The following is an 18,875-nucleotide window of genomic DNA, read 5'->3' as shown; positions in this document are numbered from 1 at the left end:
GGAATGGTGGCGGGGGGATGATCGTTGAGCGGGCATGTACGCAGAACCGGGGATCATCCGGAAGATCATCGAGGAGACCGGCGACACGTGGGCGCTGGTCGGACTGTCGTCCAACACGCGGCGGGCGGCCTACGGCGTGGCCGAGGTGCTGCGGCGCCACGGCAAGCGCGTCGTGCCGGTGCACCCCAAGGCCGAAACGGTGCACGGCGAGCAGGGCTACGCCTCCCTGGCGGAGATCCCCTTCGAGGTCGACGTGGTGGACGTCTTCGTCAACAGCGACCTCGCGGGCCCGGTCGCGGACGAGGCCGTCGCGATCGGCGCGAAGGCGGTCTGGTTCCAGCTGGGCGTCGTCGACGAGGAGGCCTACGAGCGGACGCGTGCGGCGGGCCTGGACATGGTGATGGACCGGTGCCCGGCCATCGAGCTGGACGCGCTGCGGCTCCGGAACGCGCGCGTCACCTCATGACCGGGAGGCGTCATCTCATGACCGGCGTGCGGGAGGCGACCCCGGAGGACGCCGCCGAGATCGTCCGGCTCCGCCGGCTGATGTTCGCCTCGATGAACGACGACGATGCCCGGGGCGACTGGGAGCGCGCGGCGGAGGAGCAGGCGCGCCGGCAGCTCGCGGCACGGCCGCGCCTGCTCGGGGCGTTCGTCGTGGACGGCGACCCGGCGCGGGGCGGGCCGCCGCACCTGGCCGCGTGCGCCGTGGGCCGGGTGGAGGAGCGGCTGGCCGCGCCCGGCCACCCGCACGGGCGGTTCGGCTTCGTCTTCACCGTGTCCACCGACGAGCGCTACCGAGGGCGCGGCTTCGCGCGGGCGACCACAGAGGCGCTGCTGGACTGGTTCGCCGGGCAGGGCGTCACGCGCGTCGACCTGCACGCGACGCCGGACGCCGAACACCTCTACCGGAGCCTGGGTTTCGCCGAGCACTCGATGGCGCTGTCCCTGAACGTGGCGTCGCGCGCGGCGCGGCCCTGACGGAGGCGCCTTCGACGGGGCCGCCCGCGGGCGGCCGGTGCCGGCGCGGTCAGTGGGCGGGCGGCACGACGACGGCCATCGTCATCTCCACCGGCTCCGCGCCGTCGTTGCGGTAGGTGTGGGGCACGTTCGCCTCGAACGTCGCGGAGGCGCCGGCGGGCACGGTGAACTCCTCGCCGTCCACCACGAGGCTGAGCTCGCCCGCGGTGACCGTGAGCAGTTCGAGCGTGCCGGCCGGGTGCGGGTCGGAGGCGCTGACGTCGCCGGGGGCGATGCGCCAGTCCCACAGCTCGACGGGCCCGGGGCCCTGGGCCCCCACGAGCAGGGTGGTGTGACTGCCCGCCTCCGTCGACCACATCCGCACCGTCTGCTCCTTGGGCACCAGCTGGACGCGGGTGCTCCGCTCCTGGTCGAGGAGCGTGGTGATGCTGACGCCGAGCGCGTCGGCGAGCTTGACGGTCGTCCCCACGCTGGGGTTCGTGCGGGCCTGCTCGATCTGGATGATCATGCCACGGCTGACCCCGGAGCGGGCCGCCAGCGCGTCGAGGGTGAGGTGGCGCTCGCCGCGCCAGCGCTTGAGGTTGCGGGCGAGCGACTGGGTGAGCCGGTCGAGGTCCGTCGCCATGGGTGCGTCTTCTCTTCCGTCGTCTCTGCCGTCTGCTGCGTACCGGTGCCGTCAATATTTTATTACCGAAGTCGACGATAGTGAACTACGGTGTAGTGCACTGCACTGTTCACCACACTGTACTGCGAGGTGTCCCGATGACGGCGGTCTTCGCCCTGACCACGAGCTTCCTGTGGGGGCTGGCCGACTTCGGCGGCGGGCTGCTGACCCGGCGCATACCGGCCCTGACCGTCGTCCTGGTCTCCCAGCTCCTGGCCGTCGGCGCCCTGGGGACGATCGTCGTCGCCACGGGCGCCTGGTCGGAGGCCGGCCCCCAGCTCTGGTACGCGGTGGCGGCCGGCGTCGTCGGCCCGGCGGCCATGCTCGCCTTCTACCGGGCGCTGGCCCTCGGCCCCATGGGAGTCGTCTCTCCCCTGGGCGCACTCGGCGGCGTCGCCGTGCCGCTGGGCGTCAGCCTCGTCCTGGGCGAACGCCCCGGCATCCTGCAGGTCGCCGGCATCGCGGTGGCCATTGCCGGCGTCGTCCTCGCCAGCGGCCCGAGCAAGGGCGGCGCCCCCGTACAGCGTCAGACCCTGATGCTCACGCTCGTCGCCGCCTTCGGCTTCGGCTCCGTGATGGCCCTGATCGCCGAGGCCTCCCACAACCTCACCGGCCTGTTCCTCGCCCTGTTCGTCCAGCGCGTGTGCAACGTGGTCGTGGGCGGCGGCGCCCTCTACATCTCCGTACGGCGCGGCGCGCCCGCCCTCCCGGAGGACGGCTGGAACGGCATCCGCTCCTCCCTGCTCCCGCTCGCCTTCGTCGGCCTCGCCGACGTAGCCGCCAACGGCACGTACTCCATCGCCGCCAGCAACGGCCCCGTAACCGTCGCCGCCGTCCTCGCCTCCCTCTACCCCGTCGTCACGGCCCTCGCCGCACGGGGCGTCCTGAGCGAACGCCTGCGCACGGTCCAGGCGGCGGGTGCCGGCCTGGCACTCATGGGCACGGTCCTGCTGGCCACGGGCTGAGCCCCCGGCGAGCAGCGCGCTCACCGGGAAGACAGCTCAGGTCAGCCGGTCTTGGCAGTGGCCGCGGTGCGCGGTGACCGGTCAGGACCCGTCATCCCGCGCACCGCGCACCGCCGGGGCGGCCATGCCGAGCGAGTCCCGGCGAATATTCCGTGCCGTGCCGCCGGCGGAAGCGCAGACTCGCTGCATGGCGGACATGAGGGCGTTTCAAGATGCGGTGCGGGGCTGGGCCGACGGTGGTTCCGGCGGGGCGGCGAGCGAGCTGGCCGTGCGGCTGGGCGTGCGGACCGCGGTGCTGCTGGAAGGGCCGAGTGACCTCGCGGCCGTGGAGACGCTGGCCGCACGGCGCGGCCGGGACCTCGACGCCGAGGGGGTGTGCGTCGTGCCGATGGGCGGGGCGATGAGCGTCGGCCGCTACGCGGGCCTCCTCGGGCCGCCCGGCCTCGGCCTGCGCCTGGCAGGACTGTGCGACGAGGGCGAGCAGCGCTTCTACGACCGCGGGCTGCAGCGCGCAGGGGCGCCGAAGCGGAGCTTCTTCGTCTGCGTGCGGGACCTGGAGGAGGAACTCATCCGCGCGCAGGGCACGGCGAGGGTCGAGGAGATCGTCCGGGCCGAGGGCGACCTCCGCGCCTGGCAGACCTTCCTGCGCCAGCCCGCGCAGCACGGCCGGCCCCGGCAGCAGCAGCTGCGGCGCTTCCTCGGCACGAAGAAAGGCCGCAAGATCCGCTACGGCCACCTCCTCGTCGAGGCCCTCGGCCCCGGACAGGTACCGGCTCCGCTCGACGATCTGCTCGCGAGCCTGTGAGCGGTGCCTGTGGCTACAGCAGCGGCGGCTGCAGGAGCCACGGAATCCGTGCTTGCGGAGGATCGTCTCAGAGGCGAGGTTCTCCAGTTGGGTGTGTGCCTCCAGGCTGTGGAGATCCAGCCGCCGAGGAACCCCTTCCGGAACGGGCCGCGCAGGATGGAGCTGATGGTGACCTGCCCCATGGCGCTCCCGTCGGAGACCATGACGCCGGGCCACGTGAGCCCCTTGTCGTGGGACTCGAGCAGGGTCGCGATGGCCGCGGTCTGGCCGTCGGGCGTGTAGAACTCCTCGGGCCTGGCAGGCAGCCAGCGCGTGTACGCCTGCCTGTCCTTGGTGAGCAACTCGGCCGGCGCGGGGGCGTCGGAGGGGTCGATCAAGCGGATCGGCGTGCTCACGTTTGCTCCGCTTCCTTGTCAGTTGCCGTAGTCGGTCGGTTGCGAGGAGGACGGCCCCGCGGCGGGTCCGAGTGGAGGACGACGGAGATGAGGGCGCAGGTGAGCGCGAGGAGCAGTAGGAGAGCGACGGCCGGGTTGATGTAGCCGGGGATGACGACGGAGTAGTCGTGGCCGTTCGATGCCTCGCACACGAGACGCAGCGGGATGAAGTCGCCTCTGCGGCCGACCAGGGTCGGTGTTCCAGCGGGGCGCTGCCGCTCGCACCTCTCGGCCAGTTCCTGGTCTTCGAGGAAGAGGAGGTGAAGACATCCCCACAAGTAGACGGCGAGCGCGACGGCGGCCGTCAGCAGGGACAGGTCTCGCCATAGGCGGACGGGCGTGCATCCTCGCCGGGCCTGTCGGGTGAGCCGCGAGCACAGGTACCCGGCGAGGCCCAGCAGGGTCGCCGTGCCGGCGATCAGGATGGCAAGCAGGGCTGCGAAGTTGTGCTCCTGCCAGGGGTCGGATGCCGTGATCATGATCTGTCAGGACCCGCGCTCCAGTGGGGGATGACGCCGGCGCGGTACATCACCACCCCACGTCCCCGGCTACGCCTCCGCCGGGGGCACGACGATCGGTTCCCGGCGGTTCGGTGAGGTCGGCGCAGGTGGTGGCCGGGCTTTTGTCCTTGGAGAGGAAGATGGTCTGGGCCATCATGCGGTAGCCCGACATGCCCTCGCGGAGCGTCTCGATGGATTCCTCCGGGTGGACCGAGTCGATCACCGCGTGCGGCCCCACCGCGTTGAACTGGTGTGACACCCCGCGCGGTATCTGCATGTCCACCCAGGAGTTCGGCGGCACGATCACGTTGTGCCGGTCCCGGTGGACCCCGGTGGGGGTGCCGGGCAGTGCGTCGGTGAACGCGCTCAGCGGACCGGTCCAGCCCGCCGCCGCGGGGCGGACCGTGATCGGGGAGAGGCTGGAGACCCGGATGGTGGTCTCCGGGCCCGTCATCATCCGGACGAAGCGCAGCCCGGTGTGCAGGTGCATGCGCGAGCATATGTCGCGTTCGGTGGTGTCGTAGAAGTCCATCAGGTAGCGGTCGGCGAAGAAGCCCTCGAAGGGGGGCTCCAGCATGAAGACGTCGCCTTCTTCGAACTCCTGGGCCTGTTTGAGCGCACCGGGCGGGGTCGGGCTCGCCTCCTCGGTGCGGTGGGCCGCCCGGACCAGGCCGGCGAGGGCGTCGACCACGGCCAGGGCGACGTCCGGGGGCAGTTGTACCACCGGGGTCAGCTGGTTCCGGCCGGGGTCCTGGTGCCGCCGGACGTCGAGGATCTCGTCCTCGTGGTCGGGGGACTGCTTCATGCGTCTGTCTGTTCCGGTGCGGTGTGTCATCCCGTCGCTCCAGCGCGCTCGTTCGGTCCGGAATCCAGCGGTCCGGAATCCGGCTGTCGTGCCCACAGCACGCCGCCCAGGTCGTGCCGCCCGGCGCGCAGCACCGAGCAGCCCGTGGCCGGGAACCCCCGCTCGCGCAGCCGGGTCAGCCACGTCCAGCGGTCCGTCCCGCCGCCGTCTGCGTATACCCCGGTGGAACCGTCCAGGAAGGACAGCAGCGGGCCCAGCGGCCACACCGGGCCGCCGGCCGCGGGCCCGTGCGGGAGTACGAGCAGCGAGCCGTCCCCGAAGCGGGCTTCGGTGCCCAGCGGCACGGGTGGTCCCTCGTATCCGTGGCGGGCCGCCACGTCCGCGGCCAGTTCCGCGTGCGCCGCCAGGGGCCACTCGGTGAGGAGTGTCCTGTGCCAGCGGGCCTTGGCCCGGGACAGCTCCGCGTCGTCCTCGTCGCCCTCGTCGTGCCAGTGCTCCCGCATGAAGTCGAGGGCGCCGAAGACGACTTCGCCGTCCGCCCGTGGGGGGCGGTCCCCGGGAGAGGCCCAGGCGGCCAGCGCGCGCAGGCCGGGACGCTCGGCCCCTGTGCGCAGCAGGTCGTGCGCGGTGGCCGCGGCGTGGTGCAGCAGCCGTTCGTACCGTGCGGGAGCCAGGCGGCGCACGGCAAGGCCCCGGCCCATCGCCGTGCGCCGGGGCTTGCCGGTGGAGGTCGCCAGGAACCCGCCGAACTGGATCGCCGACGGCCGCAGCGGCGCCCGTTCGTACAGTTCGCGCACGGCGGAGACCGGCTGGTCCGTGGCGACCAGACCGATGTCCTGGCCGAGCGTGGGTTCGTCCACCGCGACGGCCGCGAACCGGCCGGACAGACCGGCCTCGCGCCAGCGGTGCTCGATGTCGAGCGGGTAGTACTTCTCCCCGGCCCGGTTGATCCGCTCCCCCGCGCGGCCCCGGAGGACCAGCAGGCCGTCCCGCAGTTCGCCCAGGTCGCCGGTGCGCAGCCAGCCGTCGTCGGTGATCGCGGCCGCCGTGGCCGGCCCGTCCTGCCAGTAGCCGGCCATCAGGTCCGGCGTTCTGATCCACACTTCACCGGACTCCAGCCGCAGTTCGGTCTCCGGCAGCGGTGCCCCGACCGGGGGCGTGTGCTCCAGGTACTGGTCGCGGAACCCGGCGTCGTCGAGCCGGGGCATGGTGAAGCTGAAGTTGACCGCCTCGGTCAAGCCGTAGCCCTGCCGCAGGCGCGGGCCGTAGCGGCGGTGGAACCGGCGGGCGAGATCGCTGGTCAGCGGGGCGGCCGCGGTGATCAGGTACTCCAGGCCGTCCGGCCAGTCGGGGCCGGCCTCCAGCAGGTCCGCCAGCAGGGCGGGCACGATCGAGGCGGTCCGGACCCCGCCGGCGTCCAGCGCCGCGAAGTACCCGGCCGGGTCGAAGCCGGCCGGGTCGAAGGCGGCCTGCAGGGTCAGCGGCGTGCCGGTGAGGTGCGTGCCGAGCAGCGACATGACCAGCGCGTTGCAGTGATACAGCGGGAGGCAGGTCCCGTGGGGGCGCTGCGGTGTCAGTCCGTGCAGTGCCGCGGTCTTGGCGGCGTTGCCCAGGACGGCTCGCCGGCCGAGCATGACCCCTTTCTGCGGGCCGGTGGAGCCCGAGGTGAACATGATGAAGGCCAGGTCGTCCGGGGCCGGGGCCGGGGCCGTGGCCAGGCCCGTGCGGACCTCCGGCAGGCCGGTGCGGTGCAGCCCGCGGACGTCCACCAGGGCCGCCGCGGAGACGCGCTCGGCGATGCCCGTGACGGCCCGGTCGGTGGTGCGGGGGTGCAGGGGGACCGCGACGAGGCGCAGGTCGAAGCAGGCGAGCAGCACGTCCGCCAGTTCGCGGCCGCTGGGCAGCCGGATCACCACCCGCGCGCCCGCGGGCAGCCCGGCGAGGGCACCGGAATGGGTACGGGCGCAGGAATCAGTGGGGGCGCCGGAATCGGTGCGGGTCAACGCTGCCTCCTCAGCAGATCGCGGAGCTGGATCCCGACTTCGTGCACGTGCTGCGGCTGCATCGCCCGGTAGTGGCGCGCGGTGACGTACCCGACGGTCAGGTCGCCACCGATGTGGGGCCGCCACAGTTCGTGGTTCGGGACGGGGCGCGGCCCGTCCCCCGTCGCTTCGATGTAGGTGGCGTCGCCGGGGTAGTGCGGGAGCCGGTGGGCCCGCGCGAGCTTGTCGTGGTGACGCGACACCGCGATGACACGGCGGATGTCGTCCTCGGTGAACCGGGCGAACACGCTTCCCTCCCGGCGCAGCAGTGCCGAGACGGTCGCGAAGTCCAGGCCCGTCGTGGCCCAGCGTTCGTCGTCCAGGCCCGCGGCCGTCAGCAGCACCCGGTGGATGCGCTGGTCGTTGATGGGCTCTTCCGGTGCGGCCGCGGCGTCGGCGGCCGTGTCCACCAGGCACAGCGCGCCGGCCGGCTCGCCGAGCTCGTGCAGCCGGACCGCCATCGCGTGGGCCACCAGCCCGCCGAAGGACCAGCCGACGAGGTGGTACGGGCCGCGGGGGCGGACCGAACGCATCAGGTCCACGTAGCGCTCGGCCATCGCTTCGACGCTGCCGGGCAGGTCGCCCACCCCGCCGGGTCCCTCGGCCTGGATGCCGTACACCGGGTGGTCCCGGTCGATGTGCCGCAGCAGCCCCGCGTACAGCCAGCTGATCCCGCTGAGCGGGGGCGCGCAGAACACCGGCGCCGCCGGGCCGCCCGTGCGGAACGGCACGAGGTGCGCGGGCGCCTTCTCCGGCGACGCCCGGTTCAGGAGACGGGTCAACGCGGCGGGGGTGGCCGCCTCGAAGACGTTCCGGATCGTCGGTTCCAGCCCGAGCACGGTCCGTACCCGGTCGGTCAGCCGCGCCGCCAGGAGCGAGTGCCCGCCCAGTTCGAAGAAGTTGTCGCCGGGACCGACCCGGGGCAGGTCCAGCACGTCGGCGAAGAGTCCGCACATGAAGTGCTCGTCGAGGTTCTCCGGAGGCGCCGGGTCTCCCGCGGGGGCCCAGTCCGGTTCGGGCAGCCGGTCGCGCAGCAGCTTCCCGTTGGGGCTGAGGGGGAGTTCGTCCAGCCCGACGAGACGGGCGGGCAGCATGTAGTCCGGCAGGTGCGCGGCCAGGTGCGCGCGCACGGAGCGCAGGTCGGCGCCGGCGGGGACGACGTAGCCGACCAGGCGGCGGTCGTCGGCCTTCCGGTCGTGTACGGCCACCGCGGCCGCGTCGACGTCCTCGTGGCGGGCGAGCACGGCCTCGATCTCGCCGAGTTCGACGCGGTGGCCGCGGATCTTGACCTGATCGTCGGTCCGTCCGTGGAAGCGCAGGACGCCGTCGGAGGTCCACGACGCGAGATCGCCGGTGCGGTACATCCGGTGGCCCTCCGGTCCGAAGGGGTCCGGGACGAACCGGGTCGCGGTCAGCCCCGGCCGGTGCAGGTATCCCGTCGCGACACCGGCGCCGGCCAGGTAGAGCTCGCCGGCCACGCCCGGGGGCACCGGCTGCAGCCGGGCGTCGAGGACGTAGCACCGGGTGTTCCACAGGGGACGCCCGAGCGGCACCGTGGCGCCCGCCGCGCGGCCGACCGGGTGGGTGGTCGACCAGACGGTCGTCTCCGTCGGGCCGTAACAGGCCAGCAGCGACGCCGTGCGGCCGGACAGCGCCGCGGCCGGTTCCGCGGGTACGGCTTCGCCGCCGATGACCGCGCGGACGTGGCGCAGCCGCTCCGGCCCCCGGGCCACGAGGGCCTGCCACAGCGACGGGGTCGCCTGCATCACGGTGACCCCGTGCCGGTCGAGCAGCGCGGACAGTTCGCCGGGCTCGCGCAGCGCGCCCTGGCCGGCGAGCACCATCGTGGCGCCGGTGACCAGGGGCAGCCACAGCTCGGGCTGGGACATGTCGAAGCCCGCGGGCGCGGCGGCCAGGACCCGGTCGGCCGCACCGACCGCCAGCTGCTCGCGCAGCGCGAGCACGAGGTTCGTCAGCGCGCTGTGGGGCACGACGACGCCCTTCGGCCGCCCGGTGGAGCCGGAGGTGTACGTCACGTACGCCGTGTTCCGCGGCACGACCGCCGGTTCCCGGGCACCGGTGCTGACGGTGAGCCCGCCGTCGAACCCATCGTCGTCGTCCACCGCGTTGCACACCGCGTTGCACACCACCAGCAAGGGGCGGGCGTCCGCCAGCAGCGCCGCCTTCCGCCGCGGCGGCAGCGCGGGGTCGACGGGCAGCCAGGCGGCACCCACCGACTGGACCGCGAGCAGCGCGGCGGGCAGGTCAAGGTCACGCCTCAGCTCCAGTGCGATCAGGCTGCCCGGGCCGGCTCCGCGGGCGCTCAGCTCCGCCGCGATCAGGGGCACCCGCTCGGACAGCTCCCGGTAGGTGCACACGCTCTCCCCGTGCCGTACGGCCGGTGCGTCGGGAGCACGGAGCACCTGTGCCGCGAACAGCCCGGCCACGGTGGTTTCGGGCACCTCGTGGGCGGTGGCGTTCCAGCGGAAGATCATCTGCTCCCGCTCGCCGGCGACGAGGACCGGAAGGTCGGCGACCGGGCGGTCCGGCTCCGCCACCGCCGCCCGCAGCAGCCGTTCCAGCCGTGCGAGCAGCAGACGGGCGGAGGCGGGGGCGAACAGTTCGGTGTCGTACTCCAGCTCGCCTTCGACACCGGCCGCCGCACCGTGGTCGCCGTGGCGCGGGCGCAGGCTCCACAGCAGGTCCATGCGGGAGGCGCCGCCGGGCGCGGCGAACGGCTCGGCGCGCAGCCCCGGCAGGTCGAACACGGGGGGCGGCGTGTCCTGGAAGGCCAGCATCACCTGGAAGACGGGGTGGGCGGACAGCGAGCGCGGCGGGTTGACCGCCTCGACCACCGCCTCGAACGGCACTTCCTGATGGGCGAAGGCGTCGAGATCGGTGGCCCGGACCCGCTGCAGCAGTTCGGCGAACGTCGGTGTTCCGCCGAGGTCGGTGCGCAGCACCACCGTGTTGACGAAGCAGCCGACGGTCTCGTGCAGCGCCTCGTCGTGCCGTCCGGCCACCGGTGTGCCGATGGGGATGTCCGCACCGGCGCCGAGCCGTGACAGCAGCGCGGCGATCGCAGCGTGCATCACCATGAACAAGCTGCAGCCGGTGGACCGTGCGAGCCGCTCCAGCCGCGCGTGCAGGCCGGCGTCCAGGGCGAAGCCGACGGTCTCCCCGCGGTGCGCGGACACCTGGGGCCTTGCGTGGTCGAAGGGCAGCGCGAGCGCCTCCGGGGCTCCGCGCAGCCTCTCCTTCCAGTAGGCGGTCCCGGCACTGAGGTCGGTGCCGTGCTGCCGGAGGGCGTAGTCCGCGTACTGCACGGGGCGGCCGGTCCACTGCGGGGCCCCGCCCGCGGCGCGTGCCCGGTACGCGGTCGACAGGTCGCGGGCCAGCGGAGCCAGTGACCAGCCGTCGGCGGCGATGTGGTGCAGGAGGATCAGCAGCACGTACCGCTCGGGTGCGGTCTCGAAGAGCACGGCCCGGACCGGGAGTTCGCTGCCGAGGTCGAAGACGTGCGCCGCCGCTTCGGCGAGCAGGCCGGGCAGCTCGGCCTCCGACGTGGTCACCACCTCGAACGGCAGCTCCTGCGCACCGCCGATGCGCTGGTGCGGCTCGCCGCCGGTCTCGGCGATGGTGGTGCGCAGGCTCTCGTGGCGGACGAGCACGTCGCCGAGGGCCGCGCGCAGGTGACTGGGTGCCAGGGGGCCGCTCAGCCGGGTCGCGAAGGACATGTTGTAGACCGAGTTGGGGCCGGCGAAACGGCTGAAGAACCACAGCCGGCGCTGCGCGGGCGAGAGCGGGATCCGCTCCGGCCGCGCGGCCGTGGCGAAGGCGGCACGCGGGGTGCCGGCCGGCTCCGGAAGGCGCTTCGCCAGGTCGGCGACGACCGGGGCGTCGAACAGGGTACGGATGCTCAGCTCGGAGCCGGTCTCCGCCCGCACCCGGTTGATCAGGCGGGTGGCCAGCAGCGAATGCCCGCCCAGATCGAAGAAGCTGTCCTCCGCGCCGACCTCGGGGACCCCCAGCGTCTCGGCGAACAGCGCGCACAGGAGCCGTTCCCGGTCGGTCGCCGGCGGGCGGCTCGCCCGCACCGCGGACTCCGGTCGCGGCAGGGCCCTGCGGTCCAGCTTGCCGTTGCCGGTCAGCGGGATCTCGTCGACCGGCAGGATGAACGCGGGCACCATGTGCGCGGGCAGGACCGTCCGGGCGTACTCGCGCAGCTCGCCGGGTGCCGGCTCCCCCTTCGTCACGGCGTAGCAGAGCAGCCGGCCGCCGTCGGCGTCCGCGTCCGCGAGCACCACGGCGCGGTCCACGGCGGGGTGCTGTTCGAGGACGCGCTCGACCTCCCCGGGCTCGATCCGGTAGCCGCGGATCTTGACCTGGTGGTCCGTCCGGCCCAGGTACTCCAGCGTGCCGTCGGCCCGGCGCCGCGCAAGGTCCCCGGAGCGGTACATGCGGGCACCGGGCGCGCCGAAGGGGTCGGCGACGAAACGGCTCGCGGTCAGCCCGGGGCGTCCCAGGTAGCCTCGCGCCACCCCGGGACCGGCCACGTAGATCTCACCGGGGCAGCCGGGCGGGACCGGCCGCAGCGCGTGGTCCAGCAGGTGCAGGCGCAGGTCGGGCAGCGCGGTGCCGATGACGCCGGCGGTCTCGCCGGGGTCGGTCAGCTCGGCGTAGGTCGCGTGCACGGTGGTCTCGGTGATCCCGTACATGTTGACGAGCCTCGGCCGACCGGGGCCGTGCCAGGAGCGGATGCGCGTGGGTTCCAGCGCCTCACCGGCGAACGTGACGACCCGCAGGGCGGGCAGCGCGCCCGGCTCCGCTTCCGCTTCGGCCTGCATGAGCTGGTAGAACGCCGACGGGGTCTGGCTCAGCGCGGTGACCTGTTCCCGGGCGAGCAGCGCCAGGAGTTCCCGCGGCGACTTGGCGACGTCGTCCGGCACCACCACCAGGCGGCCGCCGCGGCCGAGCGCCGTCCACATCTCCCACACCGAGACGTCGAAGGCGTAGGAGTGGAACAGCGTGTGCACGTCGTCGTCACCGAAGCCGAACCGGGCGTCGGTCACCGCGAGCAGCCGCCCGACGTTGTGGTGCGACACCACGACGCCCTTGGGCGTTCCGGTGGAGCCCGAGGTGTAGATCGCGTAGGCGACGCCGTGGGGGGCCACGGCCCGGCCGAGGTCGTCCGACGGGTAGCGGGCGGCCGGGTCGGTGGCGTCGAGGACGATCTGCGCGTCCGGCACCGCGAGCGGCTCGGAGGTCACCACGAGCACGGGGGCGGCGTCGGCCAGCACCTGCCGCAGCCGCTCCTGCGGGAGGGCCGGGTCCAGGGGCAGATACCCGGCTCCCGACTTCAGCACGGCCAGCACCGCGACCACGAGGTCCGTCGAACGTCCGAGCACCAGGGCCACCAGGCGTTCCGGCCCGGCCCCGCGCGCGACGAGGAGCCGCGCGAGACGGTTCGCCCGCGCGTTGAGCTCCCCGTACGACAAGGTGGCGTCCCCGCAGGTGAGGGCGGGGGCCGCCGGCCGGCGGCGCACCTGCTCCTCGAACAGCGCGGGCAGGGCTACCGGGGTCGTCCGCACGCCGGTGTCCGCCGGCTCCTCCTGCTCGTCCGGGAGCAGCAGACCGAGCTGCCCCAGCCGCGCCTCCGGATGCGCGGTGATCCGGTGGAGCAGCGCGCCGAGGCGGTCGAGCAGGCGGCGGGCCCCCTCCTCGTCGAGCAGGTCGGCGCTGTGGTCGAGGCGGAGCCGCAGGCGGCCGCGGCCCGGCATGGCGATCAGCGTCAGGGGGTAGTGCGTGCCGTCCCGGCCCTGGACGTCCCGGATGTCGAGGCCGGGCACGAGATCGCGCAGGGCGCCCTCGTCGATCGGGTAGTTCTCGAAGACCACGACGGTGTCGAAGAGTTCGGCGTGCCCGGCGATCGACTGCAGCCGCGTCAGGTCGGCGTGCTGGTGCTCCAGCGTGGACAGTTGCTGGGCGCGCAGCCCGGCGAGGCTCTCGGCGACCGAGCGGCGCGGATCGAGGCGGACCCGCACCGGCACGGTGTTGATCAGGAGGCCGATGATGCGTTCCGCACCGGGCAGTTCCGCCGGTCTGCCCGAGACCGTCGCGCCGAACACCACATCGTCGCGGCCGGTCATGGCGCCGAGCAGGACGGCCCACGCCAGCTGGACGACGACGTTGGCGGTCAGCCCGTACTGGCGTGCCACGGCGTCGATCCGTGCGCTCGTGGCGTCGTCCAGCTCCGCTGTCAGCCGGTGGCGGGCCGCGGCCGAACCGCGCCGCCCCGCGGTGCCGACGAGCGTCGGACCGTCCACGGAGGACAGCAGCGCGCGCCAGGCGGCCTCGTCCGCGCGGGAGTCCCTCGTCGACAGCCAGTCGAGGAAGTCGCGGTACGGCGTCGCGGGCGGGAGCGCGTGGCCGGCGTAGAGCGAGAACAGCTCCTCGATCAGGATCGGCATGGACCATCCGTCCAGGAGGAGGTGGTGCGTGGTCAGGACGAAGGTGTGCCGCGCGTCGGCGTGGTGCAGCAGGGCCGCGCGGACCAGCGGGGGGCTGGCGAGGTCGAACCGTCTCCTGCGGTCGGCGTCGAGGAAACGCTCCAGGTCCTCGTGCGCGGGTATCTCCTGCCATTCCACGGCGAAGTCCGGGACGACCACCTGGACCGGACGCCCCGACGGACCGTGCCGCACGCCCGCGGAGAGCTGGGGATGGCGCAGCAGCAGGCGGTGGAGGGCGTCGCGCAGCGCGGCGGGGTCCAGCGCTCCGCCCAGCTCGAAGACGAACTGGACGAGGTACGGGTCGGTGCCGTCGTGGTCGTAGAGCGAGTGGAACAGCAGTCCCTGCGCCAGCGGCGGCAGGGGCAGCTCGCCCGTCGCCCGGGCGCGGCCCCGCCGCGCCAGCGCTTCGAGCACGTCGAACCAGCGGCGCGCGAGCCCGGAGATCCGCTCCTCGGTGAGCAGTTCGCCCGGCCAGGACCAGTGCGCCACGAGCCGGGGGCCGTCCGGCCGGTCGGTGATCACCGTGTCGAGTTCCACGGTGTGGCCCAGCGCCAGCTTGCCGCCGGTGGCCGGGCCGAGCACCGAGGGGCCGGCCGGCACCGCCCAGTCGCCGGCACCGCCGACGTCGAACCGGCCCAGGTAGTTGAACGCGAACTGCGGCGCCGGCCGGGCGGCCAGCGCCGGAGCGGTCTGCGGGTTGAGGTGGCGCAGCAGTCCGTAGGTCAGGCCGGCGCGCGCGGCGTCCCGTACGCAGGACCGCACCATGGCCACCGCGCCGTCCAGCGCGGCCGGATCGGTGCGGGTGTCCGCCCAGGAGCAGCCGGGATCGAGCACCACGGGGCACAGGGTGGTGAACCAGCCGACCGTGCGGGACAGGTCCAGGTTGGCGGCGAATTCCTCGCGACCGTGGCCTTCGAGGTCCACCAGCAGTGCGTCCGGTCCCTCCCGCCAGTCGGCGGCGGCCAGTGCGAACGCGGTCAGCAGCAGTTCGTGCACCGAGCAGTCGAAGGCCGCGGTCGCGTCGCTCACCAGACGCGCGGTGAGCGCGCCCGGCAGGGTGACGGAGTGCCGGCGCCGGGTGTCCTCGGTGTCCACCGCACCGTCCAGCGCACGGCCGGCGACGGGGGGATCCTCGGGTATCGCCTGCCACCGGGAGAAATCCCCGAGGACGGACGGGTGGTGCGCGTACTGGACCAGTGCCTTCGCCCACTGGGGGAAGGAGGTCCCCGTCGGCTGCAGCCGCGGTGTGCGCCCGTGCCGGACGGCCTCCCACGTGGCGCGGAGGTCTTCCTGGAGGATGCGCCAGGAGACGCCGTCGACGGCGAGGTGGTGCACGGTGAGGGTCAGTTCGCCCGGTTCCGCCGGTCCGGGGTCCTGCCAGCTCGCGCGGACCACTTGGCCGTTCCCCGGGTCGGGCATGGTGCCCGGCCGGTTCAGCTCGACGGTGGTGTGCGGCAGCACTTCCAGGCTCCACAGCCCGTCCACTGCCTTCAGCGACAGCCGCAGCATCCCGTGGTGGTCGACCAGCGCCTGCACCACCGCGCGCACTTGCTCTTCGGTCATGCCCGCCGGAGTGCGTACGGTCAGGGACTGGACGAAGCCGTCGACCGGGCCGCCGCGTTCGCGCAGCCAGTGCATGACGGGCGTGAGCGGGACCGTGGGATCGTCCGCGTCGCCCAGCGCGATCCGGTGCCCCGGTTCCGGCACCGCTGCGATGCCGTCGGCGAGCGCGGAGACGGTGGGCGTGCGGAACACGTCCGGGGTGCTGACGGCCAGACCGGCCCGCTGCGCCGCACCGGCGAGCTGGATCGCCTTGATGCTGTCGCCGCCGAGCTGGAAGAAGTCCTTGTCGAGCGGAACGCTCTCCAGGCCGAGGACCTCGCCGAACAGCTCTGCCAGCCGCTGCTCGGCAGCCGTGCGGGGCGCCCTGGGCACGTCCGTGCTCCCGGACTCCGGAGCGGGCAGCGCGCGCCGGTCCAGCTTGCCGTTGCGGGTCAGCGGCAGCCGGTCCACCGCCACCACGGCCGACGGCACCATGTACGGGGGCAGCCGGTCCGCCACGCTGCCGAGCAGCCGCGTCGTGTCACCGGACGCGGCCACGTAGGAGACCAGCCGCCGCACCCCCGGCCGGTCCTCGCGCAGGATCGTCGCGGCCTGCCGCACCCCGGGCTCGGCCAGGAACGCGGCGTCGATCTCCCCCGGTTCGATCCGGTAGCCGCGGAGCTTGATCTGCCGGTCGGCCCGCCCGGCGAACTCCAGCCGCCCGTCGCGGTTCCAGCGGGCCAGATCGCCCGTGCGGTAGACGCGGGCGCCGGGCGGCCCCGACGGGTCCGCCACGAAACGCTCGGCGGTCGCGGCCGCCCGCCCGAGGTAGCCGCGCGCGACCCCCGCGCCCCCGAGGTACACCTCGCCCACCACGCCGGGCGGTACCGGCCGCAGCGCGTCGTCGAGCAGCAGCACCCGCTTGCCGTCCAGCGGCGTGCCGATGGGCACCGCGCCGGCGTCCTCCGCCAGCTCCTCGACGGCGAACCTGGTCCCGAACACCGTGGTCTCGGTGGGCCCGTAACCGTTGACGACGGTGAGCTCCGGCAGCGCGGACCGCACGGCACGCACCGCCGCCGGGGACACCACGTCACCGCCCGTCCAGACCTGGCGCAGCCCGCCCAGACAGCCGGGGTCCTCGGTGGCGAAGGCGTTGAACAGCCCGGCGGTCAGCCACAGTCCGGTGATCCCGGTGGCGGCCGTGATCCGGGACAGTGCGGCCGGGTCCAGCCTCCCCGGCGGGGCGACGACCACCTCACCACCGGTCAGCAACGGCACCCACAGTTCCAGGTTGAACGCGTCGAAGGCGTGCGGCGAGTGCAGCAGCACCCGGTCCGCGCCGCCCTCGGACCACCACCGGTCGGCGGCGAGCGCGGCCAGGTTGCCCTGCGTGACGGCGACCCCCTTGGGACGCCCGGTGGAGCCGGAGGTGAACATCACGCACGCCAGTGCGTCCGGCGTCGCCGGGGGCTCCCCGGCCGCGGTTTCCCGTGCCCGTACGTCCAGTTGCCGCACGCCACGGTCACGTGCCGACGCGACGATGCGGTCCCCTTCGGTGGTCCGGTCGGTGAGCAGCACCCGTGCTCCCGCGTCGGACAGCACCGCTTCCTGCCGGGAGAGCGCGTCGTCCCGTTGCAGGGGAACATAGGCCGCGCCCGCCTTCACCACCGCGAGCGCCGCGACGACCAGGTCCACCGATCGCTCCAGCAGCAGCGCGACGGTCCGCTCCGGGCCCGCGCCGGCGGCGGTGATCGCGGCGGCCAGCGCCGAACTCCGCGCGTCCAGCTCGCGGTAGGTCAGCCGCTCCCCCGTCCCGGCCGAGCGGACCGCGACCGCGTCGGGCGTACGGGACGCCTGTGCGGCGAAGCAGCCGGCGGCCGTGCCGGCGGGCGCGGCCGACGTGCGCTGGCCCGTGCCCAGAGCGGCGGTGTGCCGGCGCTCCCGGGCCGTGGACGCCGCCACCCGCGCCGGTGGGGTCTCCCGGCCGGCCACCGCCACCTGCCGCAGCACGTGCAGGAAGCGGTCGGCGACGTCCTGCAGCAACTCCTCGTCGTGGTTGCCGGGATTGGCGTCGAAGTCGAGGCGCAGCACGCCGTCGCCACGGTCGTAGGCGACGATCGAGAGGTCCTCGGACGGCGGCGCCTGCAGGTTGTGGGCGGTCGCCGTCGTCGGGCCGAACCGCAACGGCCGGTCGAACCGCTGGATGTTGAGCACCGGGCCGAAGAACTTCCGGCCGTCCTCGGGGTAGCCCAGCTCGCGCCGCAGGTGCTCGCCCCGGTACCGCTGGTGGCGGCGCACCAGCCGCAGCTCGCCGGCGACCTGGTCGAGGAGGGCGCCGAGGGGGGCCGCCGGATCGACGTGCAACCGCAGGGGGAGGACGTTGGCCGACATCGCGGGCACGGTCCGGGCGAGTGCGGCCGGACGGCCGGCGACCGGCAGGCTCAGGACGACGTCACGGCTGCCGGTCACCGCGTGCAGGTGGACAGCGGTCGCCGCGGTGAGCAACCGGGTCCAGCGGTGCCCCAGTCGTTGCGCGCCGTCCCGCAAACCGGCGAACTCCTCCGCCGGCAGCACCCTGGTCAGCCGCAGCGAGCGGGTCGTGGCTGCGGCCGCGTGGGTGCCGAGGCTCAGGAAGTCCGGCCGCCCTGCCAGTCGCTCCAGCCACCAGTCCCGGTCCGCGGCGCGTTCGGCGGCCTCCCGGTAGGCGGCCTCGGCGTGCACCAGCGAACGGAGCCCGGCCCAGCCGCTCTCCGGAACGGCGCGCCCGTCGTGCAGAGAGCTGTAGACCTCGGCGACGCGTTCGGCGAACAGGGCCATGCCCGCCCCGTCCAGGGCGATGTGGTGAACCCGGTGGTACACCATTGAGCGGTCGTCGGTCACCCGCAGCACGGCCCCCAGGAACAACGGCCCGGCGTCGCTGCCCCCGGCCTTGGCCATCTCGGCCCGCATCCACTCCAGTGCGGCGGCGTCCGGGGCGGGCTCTCCCCTGAGGTCGACCACTTCCACGGTGTGTTCCGGATCCCGGAGGAGCCGTTGCACCGGCGAGGAACCCGTCGCTTCGACGATGCGGACGTTGACCCCCTCGCAGTCGGCAGCCGCCCTGGTGACCGCGGCGGCCAGGAGGCCGACGTCGACATCGCCGTCCAGAACGAGGTATTCGGCCCATTGGTAGGCGCCGGGACGGCTGCGCCCGGCACGCTCCGCCAGCCAGACGCCGAGTTGAGCCTCGGACAGGGGTAATTCAGGACAGCCTTCGGGCATGAGTATGAGCATCCCTATCGGTCTTGCCGACGTGACGCCGGCGACTGCCGTTCGGATGTGCGCGGTTGATCAAGTGGCCCGCTCCATCGAAACACAGCAGGCAATGGGCGAGTAAAGACGCGGCAATATGGGCTATGTCACGTTTACTTGAAGCCCTCCCGGGACGTGCGGAGGAGAGAGCACCGCACCCGCCGCCACAGGGGACGTCATACGTCGAACGACCACCACGGGGCGGGAAGGAAGGTGGACACCGTGGGCCGGGGCGTGGGAACGTGCAGCGCTTCGGTGAGACGTATCGCGTAGACGGGGCGGGCCGGTCGGTCCGGTTCCCGCGCCGCCTGCGGTGCCGGTTCAGCAGGGCCGGCAG

Annotated in this window: 9 protein-coding genes; 4 read left to right on the top strand and 5 right to left on the bottom strand. The window is 73.8% G+C overall.

Annotation, left to right across the window (positions count from 1 at the left end; translation table 11 throughout):
• Window positions 1–34: 34 nt before the first annotated feature.
• Window positions 35–466 (top strand): CoA-binding protein, encoded by a 432-nt coding sequence (locus ACFPP6_RS23690; RefSeq protein ID WP_382045769.1) that lies wholly within the window; start codon window positions 35–37, stop codon window positions 464–466.
• 17 nt (window positions 467–483) lie between these two features.
• Window positions 484–981 (top strand): GNAT family N-acetyltransferase, encoded by a 498-nt coding sequence (locus ACFPP6_RS23685; protein ID WP_382045766.1) that lies wholly within the window; start codon window positions 484–486, stop codon window positions 979–981.
• Window positions 982–1,030: 49 nt separating this feature from the next.
• Here the strand turns inward: ACFPP6_RS23685 and ACFPP6_RS23680 are convergent, their stop codons facing one another.
• A complete protein-coding gene (locus ACFPP6_RS23680; protein ID WP_382045764.1) occupies window positions 1,031–1,606 on the bottom strand; it encodes a helix-turn-helix domain-containing protein in 576 nt (191 codons plus the stop codon).
• Between the two features lie 137 nt (window positions 1,607–1,743).
• Here ACFPP6_RS23680 and ACFPP6_RS23675 point away from each other — a divergent pair, with 137 nt between their 5' ends.
• Window positions 1,744–2,610, top strand: coding sequence for an EamA family transporter (locus tag ACFPP6_RS23675; RefSeq protein ID WP_382045762.1), 867 nt, complete (start codon window positions 1,744–1,746; stop codon window positions 2,608–2,610).
• Window positions 2,611–2,797: 187 nt separating this feature from the next.
• On the top strand, window positions 2,798–3,415 hold the full coding sequence (locus tag ACFPP6_RS23670) for a TOPRIM nucleotidyl transferase/hydrolase domain-containing protein (protein WP_382045760.1): 618 nt from the start codon (window positions 2,798–2,800) through the stop codon (window positions 3,413–3,415).
• A 391-nt stretch (window positions 3,416–3,806) separates the two neighbouring features.
• Here the strand turns inward: ACFPP6_RS23670 and ACFPP6_RS23665 are convergent, their stop codons facing one another.
• Genes ACFPP6_RS23665 through ACFPP6_RS23650 form a run of 4 tightly spaced genes read right to left on the bottom strand, consistent with a single transcriptional unit; the run spans window position 3,807 to window position 18,508 of the window.
• Complete coding sequence (locus ACFPP6_RS23665) at window positions 3,807–4,328, bottom strand: hypothetical protein (protein ID WP_382045758.1); 522 nt, start codon at window positions 4,326–4,328, stop codon at window positions 3,807–3,809.
• 49 nt (window positions 4,329–4,377) lie between these two features.
• Window positions 4,378–5,154 (bottom strand): hypothetical protein, encoded by a 777-nt coding sequence (locus ACFPP6_RS23660; RefSeq protein ID WP_382045756.1) that lies wholly within the window; start codon window positions 5,152–5,154, stop codon window positions 4,378–4,380.
• Between the two features lie 26 nt (window positions 5,155–5,180).
• Complete coding sequence (locus ACFPP6_RS23655; RefSeq protein WP_382045753.1) at window positions 5,181–7,157, bottom strand: class I adenylate-forming enzyme family protein; 1,977 nt, start codon at window positions 7,155–7,157, stop codon at window positions 5,181–5,183.
• On the bottom strand, window positions 7,154–18,508 hold the full coding sequence (locus ACFPP6_RS23650) for an amino acid adenylation domain-containing protein (RefSeq protein WP_382045751.1): 11,355 nt from the start codon (window positions 18,506–18,508) through the stop codon (window positions 7,154–7,156). Before ACFPP6_RS23650 ends, ACFPP6_RS23655 begins: the two co-directional genes overlap by 4 nt.
• Window positions 18,509–18,875: the final 367 nt, after the last annotated feature.

Source organism: Streptomyces aureoversilis, assembly GCF_042657885.1.
GTDB lineage: Bacteria > Actinomycetota > Actinomycetes > Streptomycetales > Streptomycetaceae > Streptomyces > Streptomyces aureoversilis.
This window is presented reverse-complemented; position numbering and strand designations above follow the sequence as displayed.

Excerpts from the sequence above, each read along its gene's own strand:
- ACFPP6_RS23675 (WP_382045762.1), top strand. The coding sequence starts at position 1,744 with ATGACGGCGGTCTTCGCCCTGACCACGAGCTTCCTGTGGGGGCTGGCC.
- ACFPP6_RS23680 (WP_382045764.1), bottom strand. The coding sequence starts at position 1,606 with ATGGCGACGGACCTCGACCGGCTCACCCAGTCGCTCGCCCGCAACCTC.
- ACFPP6_RS23685 (WP_382045766.1), top strand. The coding sequence starts at position 484 with ATGACCGGCGTGCGGGAGGCGACCCCGGAGGACGCCGCCGAGATCGTC.
- ACFPP6_RS23665 (WP_382045758.1), bottom strand. The coding sequence starts at position 4,328 with ATGATCACGGCATCCGACCCCTGGCAGGAGCACAACTTCGCAGCCCTG.
- ACFPP6_RS23660 (WP_382045756.1), bottom strand. The coding sequence starts at position 5,154 with ATGAAGCAGTCCCCCGACCACGAGGACGAGATCCTCGACGTCCGGCGG.
- ACFPP6_RS23650 (WP_382045751.1), bottom strand. The coding sequence starts at position 18,508 with ATGCCCGAAGGCTGTCCTGAATTACCCCTGTCCGAGGCTCAACTCGGC.
- ACFPP6_RS23670 (WP_382045760.1), top strand. The coding sequence starts at position 2,798 with ATGGCGGACATGAGGGCGTTTCAAGATGCGGTGCGGGGCTGGGCCGAC.
- ACFPP6_RS23690 (WP_382045769.1), top strand. The coding sequence starts at position 35 with ATGTACGCAGAACCGGGGATCATCCGGAAGATCATCGAGGAGACCGGC.